Raw genomic sequence first — 11,911 nt, forward strand, 5'->3', positions numbered from 1 at the left:
ACCGGCGCCCGGAGCCGTCCATCACCTCCACGTCGTGATGGTCCTCAGCCCAGTCATCCCCTACGAACAGCCGCACCGATCCTCCCGATCCCGATCTCGATCACCTTGAGCAGCCGGCGGGGAGAACATCAGCGACCTAATCACACAGTGCTCACGCCACCACCACGCGCGGCACGACATCCCAGCAGCGATCAACTCTCCCAGCCACCCGGCAGGGGCACGGTCTTTCGTCAGGACTCACGCGTCCAGGACCCACGAGTGCTCACCTGCCGGCCGGCTACCGACCAGGAGTCTGCCGGATGGCCCACTCCCAGAACTGATTAGGGCCCCCGGATCGTGATCCGGGGGCCCTTTCGAGTGCGGGAGACTCAGCTCTGCTGCGGTTGTTCGGCGACGGTCTCGACCGGCGCCGACTCCGGCTGCGGGAGGGCCTCGGCGGCGTCGGCGGCCCGGGGCGCGGGAACGCGCTCGGCGGCGACCACGTCGAAGTGTTCACGGCACCAACGGCCGTAGCGCCTCGCGTTCACTGTCATTGCGTCCACCTCCTCTCGGGCGGTCCTGGCCACCCCCTCAGCGTCCTCCGCCGGAACGCCGAAAGCCAACATATTTAAGCGGGACTTAAGGACACGGCCGGGTGAACGTCCACAGAGGACGGCTCTCAGCCCGCGAACTCCCGCACGACCGCGGCGCAGAACGCCGGCAGGTCGTCCGGGTTGCGGCTCGAGACCAGGCCGTTGTCCACGACTACTTCTTCGTCGACGACGGTGGCCCCCGCGTTACGCAGATCGGTCCGGATGCTCGGGTACGACGTCAAGGTGCGGCCACGCACGACGTCCGCCTCGACGAGCGTCCACGGACCGTGGCAGATCACGCCGACCGGCTTGCCCGCGCGCACGAAGTCGCCCACGAACTTCACCGCCTCGGGGTTCACCCGCAGGTTGTCGGGGTTCATCGTGCCCCCGGGCAGCAGCAGCGCGTCGAAGTCGCCGATCGCCACGTCGGAAACCTTGCGGTCGACGGCGAACGTGTCGCCCTTGTCGATGTCGCCGTTCATCGCCTGGATCTCACCGGTGTCCACGGACACGAGCTGCACGGTCGCGCCTTCGTCCAGCACGGCCTGGCGCGGCTGCTCCAGCTCGACCTGTTCGACGCCGTCCGCGGCCAGGATCGCGACCCGGCGGCCTTCAAGTGCATTCGCCATGGATCGGAATTACCCGCTCCGGCGGCCGGCAAACGCGGCGGCAAACGCGGCGGGCCGGCACGAGCGGACGATCAGTCCGCGCACTCCACGGCCAGCACGGCGATGTCGTCGTGGGCGGAGCTGCCGAGCCAGTCGCGCACGGCCTGGCGCAGCTGCCGGACGACCTCACGGGCCGGCTGCCCGGCCGCGGCCGTCAGCACCGCGCGCAGCCGGTCGTCGCCGAACAGCTCCGACGGGTCGTGCCGGTTGCGGGCCTCGGTGATGCCGTCGGTGTAGAGCAGGCACATGTCGCCCGGCCCCAGCCGCACCGTCGCTTCGGCGAACCGCGCCTGCGGCGAGATGCCGACCAGCGTGCCCGGGACGGTGACCTCTTCGACGCCGCCCGCGTGACGCACGATCAGCGGCGCCGGGTGCCCGCCGGAGGCCAGCGTCAGGGCGACGCCCTCGTCCGTCGGCGTGGCCGTGCCGAGCACGAGGGTGGCGAACCGGCTGCTGCCGCCGGCGATGAGCAGCTCGTTGAGCAGCCGCAGCAACGTCCGGCCGTCGCGCTCGACCATGGCGAGCGCGGTCAGCGCGTGCCGGACCCGGCCGGTCAGCGCCGCGGCCTCGGCGCCCTTGCCGCAGATGTCGCCGAGCACCAGGAACGCGCTGCCGTCGTCGTGCGGGAGGACGTCGTAGAAGTCGCCGCCGACCGCGAGCACCCCGCCGGCCGGCTCGTACCAGGTCTCGAAGCGGGTGCCGGCCAGCTCCGGCGGGTCGATCGGGCGCAGCGTGGTCTCCAGGCCGCGCGTTGCTTCTTCCTGCCGGGCGTAGCGCTGCGCGTTGGCCAGCGCCGCGCCGGCCGCCTTGGCGAACTCGACGACCGCGCGGTCCTGGTCGCCGCCGAACTCCGGGTCCGCGCGGCGGCCCAGCAGCAGCGCGCCGGTGACCCCGGCGCTCGCGCTCGGGCCCAGCGAGACGACGGTGACCTCGGAGTGGCCGGCGAACCGGTCGGCGACGATCGACGGCAGGGTGGCGACCTCGGCCGCGGGCACCAGGACCGGCTGGGGCCGGCCGACGGCGCCGAACGTCGCCGCCAGCACCGGCGCGACCTGGGGCGGCACCCGCCGGATCCGGCCGTGGCCGTGCGCGGCCGGGGTCTCGCAGCTCCACCACTCCCACCGGCCGCGGGTGGTGGGCAGCAGGACGAAAACGGTCTCGGCGAGCGCGGCCGCGGCGAGCTCGGCGATCACGCGGGCGGTGCCGTGCCGGCCGCGCGCGGCGGCCAGCCGGGGCCCGGCCCCGGCCAGGAAGTCGCCCACGTGCCGCCGCGGGGAGACGCTCTCCCCTTCGGGGCCGACGATCGTCCAGGCGTGCCACCCGCCGGGCACGGCCCGGACGCGCGCGGGGTGGCGGTGGCCCGCTACTTCGACGTGTCCGGACAGCTGTCCTGCGGGGGTCCGGGTGGCGGAGCCCCCGGCCCGGGGCGAAACCCCGGATGTCGGGGTCTCGGCGACCGGGTGCAGCTTCGGCTCGATGTCGCCGGTCAGCATCCGCGCGGCGGGGTTCGCCCAGCGCAGCACACCCGCGGCGTCCTGCAGGAACACCGCGTCCCGCACGTCCTCGAGAACGGCCCGGCCGAAGGCGTCGAACCCCGGCGGCACGTCACCGCCGGCCGTCGGCGGCAGGGCTGCCGACGCCGGAGCCGGACGTGACACCATGCACGGACCTCCTGCCTCCGGACTGCTGTCGCACGGCTACCGCGTGAGCGGGCGGACTGGCTCGAAGTGTAGGGCGAATCATGGCACGCTGGGTCGACGACCATGGCTGGCGCATGCGTGGTGGAGAGGGTCGGCACACATGACAACGGAATCCCAGGGCGAAGCGGCGGCGCTGGAGCGGCTGCTCGTGGCGGTGCGGGATCTCGGGGACGGCAACTTCCGGCGGCGGATCGTGCCGCACGGCGACGGCGTCTCGGCGCAGCTCGCCGCCGCCTTCAACGACATCGCCGAGCGCAACCAGCGGCTCGTGAGCGAGCTGCTGCGGGTGCGCACGGCGGTCGGCCAGGAAGGCAGGTTGCTCGAACGGCTCGAGACCGAGGTCGGCCCCGGCGGCTGGACCACCGCCGTCGACGCCGTCAACGGCCTCGTCGAGGACCTCACGCGCCCGGCCATCGAGCTGGAGCGCGTGCTCGGCGGCGTCGCCGACGGCGACCTGTCCCAGCCGATGACCCTCACCATCGACGGCCGCCCGCTGCAGGGCGCCTACGCGACCCTGGCGAAGACGGTCAACGGCCTGATCGCGCAGCTGACCCGCTTCGCCGTCGAGGTGACGAGGCTCTCCCGCGAGATCGCGGGTGAGGGACGTCTCGGCGGCCAGGCGGTCGTGCCGGGCGTGTCCGGGACCTGGCGCGACCTCACCGACTCCGTCAACTTCATGGCCGACAACCTCACCGAGCAGGTCCGCAACATCGCGCAGGTCACCACGGCCGTCGCGCGCGGCGACCTGACCCAGAAGATCAACGTCGACGCCCGCGGCGAGATCCTGGAGCTCAAGAACACCATCAACACGATGGTCGACCAGCTCTCCTCGTTCGCCGACGAGGTCACCCGCGTCTCCCGCGAGGTCGGCTCCGACGGCAAGCTCGGCGGGCAGGCCCAGGTGCCGGGTGTCGCCGGGACGTGGCGCGACCTCACCGACTCGGTCAACCTGATGGCCGACAACCTGACCGACCAGGTCCGCGGGATCTCCCAGGTGGCCACGGCGGTGGCCAACGGCGACCTGACGAAGAAGATCGACGTCGACGCCCGCGGCGAGATCCTGCAGCTGAAGAACACGCTCAACACGATGGTCGACCAGCTCTCGGCGTTCGCCGGGGAGGTCACCCGCGTCGCGCGCGAGGTCGGCAGCGAGGGCAAGCTCGGCGGCCAGGCCGAGGTGGCCGGCGCGGCCGGGACGTGGCGCAGCCTCACCGACTCGGTCAACGGGATGGCCGACAACCTGACCGACCAGGTCCGCAACATCTCCCACGTGACCACGGCCGTGGCGAAGGGCGACCTGACGCAGAAGATCACCGTCGACGCCCGGGGCGAGATCCTCGAGCTGAAGACGACCATGAACACCATGGTGGACCAGCTGTCCGCCTTCGCCGACGAAGTCACCCGCGTGGCCCGCGAGGTGGGCACCGAGGGTCAGCTGGGCGGGCAGGCGCAGGTCCCCGGCGTCGCCGGCACCTGGCGCGACCTCACCGGCTCGGTGAACTTCATGGCGAACAACCTGACCACCCAGGTCCGCAACATCGCCCAGGTCGCGACGGCCGTCGCGCGCGGCGACCTGACGCAGAAGATCGCGGTCGACGCCCGCGGCGAGATCCTGGAACTCAAGACCACGCTCAACACGATGGTCGACCAGCTCTCGGCGTTCGCGGACGAGGTCACCCGCGTCGCCCGCGAGGTCGGCACCGAAGGCAAGCTCGGCGGCCAGGCCACCGTGCCCGGCGTCGCCGGCACCTGGAAGGACCTCACCGACAACGTCAACTTCATGGCGAACAACCTGACCGACCAGGTCCGCAACATCGCCACGGTGACGTCGGCCGTCGCGAAGGGCGACCTGACCCAGAAGATCTCGGTCGACGCCCGCGGCGAGATCCTGGAACTCAAGACCACGCTGAACACGATGGTCGACCAGCTGTCCGCGTTCGCGGACGAGGTCACGCGCGTCGCGCGCGAGGTCGGCACCGAAGGCAAGCTCGGCGGCCAGGCCACGGTCCGCGGCGTCGCGGGCACGTGGAAGGACCTCACCGACAACGTCAACGTCATGGCCACCAACCTCACCGACCAGGTGCGCAGCATCGCCACGGTGGCGACCGGCGTGGCCAACGGCGACCTGTCGAAGAAGATCTCGATCGTCGCCCAAGGCGAGGTCGCGGCGCTGGCCGAGACGCTCAACGGCATGGTCGAGACGCTGCGCGCGTTCGCCGACGAGGTCACGCGCGTCTCGCGCGAGGTCGGCACCGAAGGCATCCTCGGCGGCCAGGCGCGGGTCCCCGGCGTGGCCGGGACCTGGAAGGACCTGACCGAGAACGTCAACTTCATGGCCCACAACCTGACCAGCCAGGTGCGGAACATCTCGCAGGTCACCACGGCCGTCGCGCGGGGCGACCTGACGAAGAAGATCGACGTCGACGCCCGCGGCGAGATCCTCGAGCTGAAGACGACCATGAACACGATGGTCGACCAGCTCTCGGCGTTCGCCTCCGAGGTCACGCGCGTGGCGCGCGAAGTCGGCACCGAGGGCCAGCTGGGCGGCCAGGCCGAGGTCGACGGCGTGTCCGGCACCTGGCAGCGGCTCACCGAGAGCGTGAACCAGCTGGCCGGGAACCTGACCACGCAGGTCCGCGCGATCGCGCAGGTCGCCACCGCGGTGACGGCGGGCGACCTGACCCGGCACATCACGGTCGACGCGTCCGGGGAGGTCTCCGACCTCAAGGACAACATCAACCAGATGATCGCGAACCTCAAAGAGACGACGCGGACCAACACCGAGCAGGACTGGCTGAAGACGAACCTCGCCCAGCTGTCCGGCCGGATGCAGGGGCACCGAGACCTCGCGTCGGTCGGCGCGCTCATCCTGTCCGAGCTGGCGCCGCTGGTGCGCGCCCAGCAGGGCGCGTTCTTCCTGGCCCGCGACGACGACCGCGACGGCACGGTGCTGGAGTGCATCGCCGCCTACGGCCTCGCCCAGTCCCGCGCCGGCCTGCGGTTCGCGATCGGCGAGTCGCTGATCGGCCAGGCCGCCGTCGACCACCGCACGATCCTGGTCCACCACGCGCCGCCGGAGTACGCGCTGGTGTCGTCCGGGCTCGGCTCGGCGTCCCCGGTCAACCTCATCGTGCTGCCGGTGCTGTTCCAGGGCGAGGTGCTCGGGGTGCTGGAGCTGGCCTCGGTCAACGAGTTCAGCACCGTCCACCAGGACCTGCTGGAGCAGCTGCGCCACACGATCGGCGTCAACGTCAACACGATCCTGTCGAACTCCCGCACCGAGGCGCTGCTGACCGAGTCGCAGCGGCTGGCGCAGGAGCTGCGCGCGCGGTCCGAGCAGCTGCAGGCCCAGCAGGGCGAGCTGCGGCGGTCCAACACCGAGCTGGCCGAAAAGGCCGCGCTGCTGGCCCAGCAGAACCGCGACATCGAGGTCAAGAACAGCGAGATCGAGCAGGCCCGCCAGGAGCTCGAGGAGCGCGCCGGGCAGCTGACGGTCGCGTCGCAGTACAAGACCGAGTTCATGGCGAACATGTCGCACGAGCTGCGGACACCGTTGAACAGCGCGCTGATCCTGGCGAAGCTGCTGTCGGAGAACCCCGAGGGCAACCTCACCGAGAAGCAGATCCAGTTCGCCCGGACGATCTACGCGGCGGGCTCCGACCTGCAGCAGCTGATCAACGACATCCTCGACCTGGCCAAGGTCGAGGCCGGCCGGCTCGACATGCAGATGTCGGATATCACGCTGCCGGAGCTGGTGGACTACGTCGAGTCGCTGTGCCGCCCGCTCACGGCCGACAAGGGCCTGGAGTTCGCCGTCCACATCGACCCGCCGGTGCCGGGCAGCGTCCACACCGACGAGCACCGCCTCCAGCAGATCCTGCGCAACCTGCTCTCGAACGCGGCGAAGTTCACCGACGAGGGCAGCGTCCGCCTGCACATCCGCGCGGCCGACCCGGCGGAGGTCGAGCAGGAGGCGCTGCGGAACGCGCCCGGCATCATCGCGTTCGCCGTCGAGGACACCGGCATCGGCATCCCCGAGGAGAAGCTGGCGGTGATCTTCGAGGCGTTCCGCCAGGCGGACGGCACCACGAGCCGCAAGTACGGCGGCACCGGCCTGGGCCTCAACATCAGCCAGCAGCTCACGGAACTCCTCGGAGGCGAGCTGCGCGTGATCAGCGAGCCGGGCGCCGGGTCGACGTTCACCCTGTACCTCCCGGTGGCGGCGTCGAACCTGGTCGACCCGGCCGTGACAGCGCTGTCATCACCCAGGCTGCCGCCGGTCCCCAGCACGGTCCTGGTGGCCGCCCCCGACATCGCCCCGAAGCGCTTCCAGGGCGAAAAGGTCCTGATCGTCGACGACGACCTGCGCAACGTCTTCGCCCTGGCCGCGGTCCTGGAGCAGGCGGGCCTGGAGGTCGTCTACGCCGAGACGGGCGTCGACGGCATCCGCGCCCTGGAGCGCCACGAGGACACGGCCCTGGTCCTGATGGACGTGATGATGCCGGAACTGGACGGCAACGCGACGATCGCGGCCATCCGAGCGGAAGCGGCCAACGCCGACCTCCCGGTGATCGCGGTGACCGCGAAAGCCACCGCAGAGGACCGGGCAAGGACCCTGGCCAGCGGCGCGGACGACTACATCACCAAGCCGGTGGACACGGACAAGCTGCTGGACGTGATAGCCGCCAAGCTCGAGGCGGACGCCGCCTCGGCCGTTGGAGCGGGTGACGGGAATCGAACCCGCGTAGCTAGTTTGGAAGACTAGGGCTCTACCATTGAGCTACACCCGCGTGCCCCCGAGGTACCCGGGTGCGAGGTCAGCTTAGCGTGACCCGCTAGGCTGATCGCACACCCCCCTGGGGGTGGGACCGGGATGTGGCGCAGCTTGGTAGCGCATTCGCTTTGGGAGCGAAGGGTCGCAGGTTCAAATCCTGTCATCCCGACCACAAGGGCTGGACCTGCGGGTCCAGCCCTTTTTCGTGCCGTCGGACGCGGCCCGGGTGCTAGCACAGCGTTCAGTGACACTTCGCTTCGAGAGTGAGCACATGAGGACGCAGCCAGCCGCCACACCCGCTCCAGCCTGGGCAAAGGCCCTCATCGACGAGTGGTCGATGACACTGGAATCCGAGAACAAGAGCCCCAAGACGATCCGGTGCTACACCGACGTCGCCCGGAAGCTCCACGTATGGCTCGCAGAGCCCATCGCACCGCCCGAGGTCGCCGATCCTCGCGCCTGGCGACGACCAGCCCCGGCAACGCCAACAACAACTACCGGGCGTTGCAGACCTACTTCAACTGGCTCCTCGATGCGGACGAGGTCGAAACACACCCGATGGCGAGGATGAAGCCGCCAGGATCGGCCGCCAGCCGTTCGGGCTCGTTCCGATCCGGGCCGGGCAGATCCGCCGTCACGCCGGTGAGTTCGTGGCGGAAACGGGCCGCCTCGATCCGGGCCAGCCGTTCCTCGACCTCGTCCATCGTCAAGCGACCTTCGCCGACCACGGCGTAGAGGACGGCCCGGACCTGCTCACGTTCCGCATCCGAGCAGCGGATCCCCTCGGCTGCCGTGGAGCCGGCGGACAGGGTCGCGCCGAGCACACTCTCGCTCATGTTCTCCTCTTTCGCCGCCCAGCTGGGTCCGGCGATGCTGGCGGAGGACGCGTCGGAGCTCGATCCGCTGGTCGTGGCCGCGTGGCACGCCATGAACGCCTTGCAGCGCGTCGCCGAACTGCTGCCGGACGGGCGGCTCACGGGGAACCCGGCACCCGCCTGCGCAGCTTGAACGACCTGGCCTCCCACGGGGAGAACATCGTCCAGGCCGCGATGGAGCCTCATCGCGGAGGGGCACGAGGCGCCCGTCGTCGAGCGGTCCGGCCCACCGGACACCGCGAAACTCGAGACCGCCACCGGCCACCTCATCTTCGCCGGGGACCAGGCGCTCTCGCTCGAGCTCGAAGGCTGCGCCCAGCCCGGTGAGCCGGTGCGCCTGGCCGGCCGAAGCACGTCGGCCCTGCGGGAGCTGGACTCCCCACTCGGCAGGCCGTCACCGCGGCGGTGGCCGAAATCGCCCACGTCTTGGTCTCGGCGCTGTCGGGCACCTCGCGAATATAGTACGCGTCACGTAGTACGCAGCGTGTATCATTCGCGCCATGGCTCGCACGCTGCGGATCCTGCTCGTCGTGGCCCTGCTGATCATCGTGGGGCTCGGCGCTTACGTCGGCTACGCCGCGATCCGGGCGTCGCAGCCGGTCACCCTGCCCGCGCCGACCGGCCCCTACCCCGTCGGCCGCACCATCATCGAGTGGACCGACCACGCCCGCCTCGACCCGCTGGCACCGCGACCCGGCTCACCACGGCGGCTGTCGGTCTGGCTCTGGTACCCCGCCGCTCCGGCGGCCGAGGCCGGGACCGCGCCGTACGTGCCCGGAGCGTGGGCGGGGCTCCATCTCGACGGCGCACTGGCGTGGAGCGAGACCGGCTTCGACGACGTCCACGTCCACGCGGTCGCCGACGTCCCGGTCGCGGCCGGCCGGTTCCCCGTCGTCGTGCTTGAACCGGGGCTGGGCTTCGCCGCGCCGCAGTACACCACGATCGCGGAAAACCTCGCCTCCCAAGGGTATCTGGTCGCGGGCGTCACTCCCACCTACAGCGCGAACCTGACCGTCCTCAACGGCACCGCCGTGCCATCCGACGACGCGGGCAACCCCTCGGCGTTCGACACCGCCGACCTGCACGCCGGGCAGGCGCAGGTCGCGGGCGACCGATTGGTCGACGTCTGGGCGGCCGACGCTCGCTTCGCCGCGGCGCAGATCGCGGGACTTCAGACGCAGGGCCGGTTCACCGGTCACGTCGACACCGCCGCGACCGTCTACATCGGACATTCTTTCGGCGGCGCCGCGGCCCTCGAAGCCTGCCGGTCCGACCCGCACTGCGCCGGCGCCGTCGATCTCGACGGCACCCAGTACGGCGCCGTCGTCCACTCCGGGCTCACCAAGCCGCTGCTGCTCATCGGCAGCCAGGACTCCTGCGTCACGGGAACCTGCGAGCCGAGCGCTCCGGGTGACCAGGCCGACCTGGACGCGGCCCGGTCGCTGGTGAACGCCGGCACCGGAGCCGTCTGGTGCTACCGGCTCGTCGGGTCCGAGCACTTCGACTTCACCGACTACGGCGCCTACTACCTCGCCGCGCCGACCGATTTCCTGCTCGCGCTCGGCCCCATCGACGGCGACGTCGCCCTCGCCATCGTCAACGCCTACCTCGGCGCGTTCGTCGACCACGCCGTCAGCGGACGCCCCGCCGCGCTGCTCGCCGCACCGTCGCCGTACGCGGAGGTCGAGGTGCAGCGCACGGCACCCTGAGCCGGTCAGCCGTTGAGCACGCCGGTGCCCAGCAGGCCCAGCAGCGCGACACCGATGATGACCCGGTAGACGACGAACGCCGTGAAGGTGTGGCCGGCCACGAACTTCAGCAGCCATGCGATGGCCCCGTACGCCACGGCGAACGACACCACGGTCCCGACGACCAGCGGCACGACGTCGATGCTGCCGCCCAGCGCGTCCTTCAGCTCGTACAGCCCGGCGCCGGTCAACGCGGGGATCGACAGGAAGAACGACAACCGTGTCGCGGCGACCCGGTCAAGACCGCGGAGCAGGCCCGTCGAGATCGTCGCCCCGGATCGCGAGAATCCTGGGAAGAGCAGCGCCAGGATCTGCGAGGCGCCCACGACCATCGCGTCGGGCAGCGTGACATCGGCTTCGGCGCGCTTGCCGGTGCCGAACCGGTCCGCGAGCCACATGACCACGCTTCCCCCGATCAGCGAAGCCGCAACGACCCACAGCGAGGCCAAAGGGCCCTTGACCAGCGACTGGAACAGCAGTCCGGCGACCACGATCGGGATGGTCGCGAAGATGACCCACCAGGAGAACTTGTAGTCGTGTTCCTGGCGGGCCTCGGCGTTGACGAGCCCGCGGCCCCACGCGCCGGCGAACCGGGCGATGTCGCGGAAGAAGTAGACGAGCACGGCGGCGATCGCGCCGACCTGGATCACCGCCGTGAAGCCGACGACGGACTGGTCGTCGACGGGGATGCCGAGCAGTCCTTCCGCGATCTTCAGGTGGCCCGTGGACGATACGGGCAGGAATTCGGTCAGCCCTTCCACGACGCCGAGGATCACGGACTGGCCGATGTCGATCACGCTCAAGGAGTTGTTCTTTCTGAGGAGGAGGGCGGACACCCGGCTCGTGGGGGGTCGGTCCGGATGTCCGCCCGGTCTGGTGCACGATCCGCAAAGGATCGCACGGGAAAGCAGAGTGCCGGGCCTCAGCCTCGCCCGAGTTCGTGGTGGTCGAACCCTTCGTCGCCGAATCCGTGCACCGCGGCCAGGACGAGCGCTGTGAAGATCAGCGCCACCGCGACCGCGGTGATGAACACCGCCCAGCGACGTCGCTGGCTCACGGCGACCTGCCCCCGGCCGACGAGCGCCGTCGCGTCCGCGCTCAGCTGCCGTCGTGCGGTGGCCAGGATGGGCAGCCACCCGGCGGCCGCACCTGGCGGCCTTCCCGATCGAGGGAGGTCGGCGGCGACCGCGTCCAGCTCGTGCCGGAACCGCGCCGCGGCGACGAGCGCCAGGCGGTCGTCCAGCTCCTCGACCGTGATGCGCCCTTCCCCGGCGGCCTGGGCCAGCCGCGACCGGGTCTGTTCGCGTTCTCCGTCCGAGCAGCGGATCGCCCCGGGTGGGGCGCCCTCGCCCGCTGAGACGGGATCAGCCATCGCACGTCCTCGAGCTGGTGGTCCGGATTCGTCGCCCTCACGCTATAAGGGCGGAAGTTCTCGGCGTGCTAGGGAAAGGTTAACGTCCGGCAAGAACGGTCACGTCCCCTGCGGAACCGGCTGCTCCAAGCGGTAGCCATAGCCCCGCACGGTGGTGATGACGGGCAGCGCGCCGGAGTCCGCCGCGGCGGCGGCCAGCTTG

9 protein-coding genes and 2 tRNA genes are annotated in these 11,911 nt (G+C 70.9%); 4 read left to right on the top strand and 7 right to left on the bottom strand.

All coding sequences use genetic code 11. The features are described 5' to 3' along the window. Window positions 1-368 precede the first annotated feature (368 nt). The 3 genes from ACLJQZ_RS48010 to ACLJQZ_RS48020 all read right to left on the bottom strand — a co-directional run bounded on the left by ACLJQZ_RS48010 (window position 369) and on the right by ACLJQZ_RS48020 (window position 2,901). Window positions 369-533 carry a hypothetical protein gene (locus ACLJQZ_RS48010; protein WP_247055399.1) on the bottom strand — a complete coding sequence of 55 codons (165 nt, stop codon included), beginning with the start codon at window positions 531-533 and terminating at the stop codon, window positions 369-371. A 125-nt stretch (window positions 534-658) separates the two neighbouring features. Beyond that, window positions 659-1,201, bottom strand: coding sequence for a type 1 glutamine amidotransferase domain-containing protein (locus tag ACLJQZ_RS48015; protein ID WP_326943426.1), 543 nt, complete (start codon window positions 1,199-1,201; stop codon window positions 659-661). Between the two features lie 71 nt (window positions 1,202-1,272). Next, window positions 1,273-2,901 (bottom strand): SpoIIE family protein phosphatase, encoded by a 1,629-nt coding sequence (locus ACLJQZ_RS48020; protein ID WP_410628369.1) that lies wholly within the window; start codon window positions 2,899-2,901, stop codon window positions 1,273-1,275. A 139-nt stretch (window positions 2,902-3,040) separates the two neighbouring features. On the opposite strand from ACLJQZ_RS48020, the gene ACLJQZ_RS48025 reads away from it, so the two are divergent. Then, window positions 3,041-7,705 (top strand): HAMP domain-containing protein, encoded by a 4,665-nt coding sequence (locus tag ACLJQZ_RS48025; protein ID WP_410628377.1) that lies wholly within the window; start codon window positions 3,041-3,043, stop codon window positions 7,703-7,705. Here ACLJQZ_RS48025 and ACLJQZ_RS48030 read toward each other — a convergent pair. Beyond that, a tRNA-Gly gene (locus ACLJQZ_RS48030) sits at window positions 7,657-7,730 on the bottom strand. The two genes, ACLJQZ_RS48025 and ACLJQZ_RS48030, sit on opposite strands and share 49 nt — an antisense overlap. A 79-nt stretch (window positions 7,731-7,809) precedes the next feature. On the opposite strand from ACLJQZ_RS48030, the gene ACLJQZ_RS48035 reads away from it, so the two are divergent. After that, window positions 7,810-7,886 (top strand) — tRNA-Pro (locus ACLJQZ_RS48035). 340 nt (window positions 7,887-8,226) lie between these two features. Here the strand turns inward: ACLJQZ_RS48035 and ACLJQZ_RS48040 are convergent. Then, complete coding sequence (locus tag ACLJQZ_RS48040) at window positions 8,227-8,538, bottom strand: DUF1707 domain-containing protein (protein WP_410628370.1); 312 nt, start codon at window positions 8,536-8,538, stop codon at window positions 8,227-8,229. A 10-nt stretch (window positions 8,539-8,548) separates the two neighbouring features. On the opposite strand from ACLJQZ_RS48040, the gene ACLJQZ_RS48045 reads away from it, so the two are divergent. Then, entirely contained in the window at window positions 8,549-8,722 is a 174-nt protein-coding gene (locus ACLJQZ_RS48045) for a hypothetical protein (protein ID WP_410628372.1), read from the top strand. Between the two features lie 367 nt (window positions 8,723-9,089). Next, a complete protein-coding gene (locus ACLJQZ_RS48050) occupies window positions 9,090-10,298 on the top strand; it encodes an alpha/beta hydrolase (protein WP_410628374.1) in 1,209 nt (402 codons plus the stop codon). 5 nt (window positions 10,299-10,303) lie between these two features. Here ACLJQZ_RS48050 and ACLJQZ_RS48055 read toward each other — a convergent pair whose 3' ends face one another. Then, window positions 10,304-11,134 carry an undecaprenyl-diphosphate phosphatase gene (locus ACLJQZ_RS48055; protein ID WP_410628379.1) on the bottom strand — a complete coding sequence of 277 codons (831 nt, stop codon included), beginning with the start codon at window positions 11,132-11,134 and terminating at the stop codon, window positions 10,304-10,306. Window positions 11,135-11,259: 125 nt separating this feature from the next. Next, window positions 11,260-11,709: a DUF1707 domain-containing protein gene (locus tag ACLJQZ_RS48060; RefSeq protein ID WP_410628375.1), complete on the bottom strand. Its 450-nt coding sequence runs from the start codon at window positions 11,707-11,709 to the stop codon at window positions 11,260-11,262. Window positions 11,710-11,911 lie beyond the last annotated feature (202 nt).

It is taken from the genome of Amycolatopsis sp. cmx-8-4 (assembly GCF_046548675.1).
Taxonomy (GTDB): domain Bacteria; phylum Actinomycetota; class Actinomycetes; order Mycobacteriales; family Pseudonocardiaceae; genus Amycolatopsis.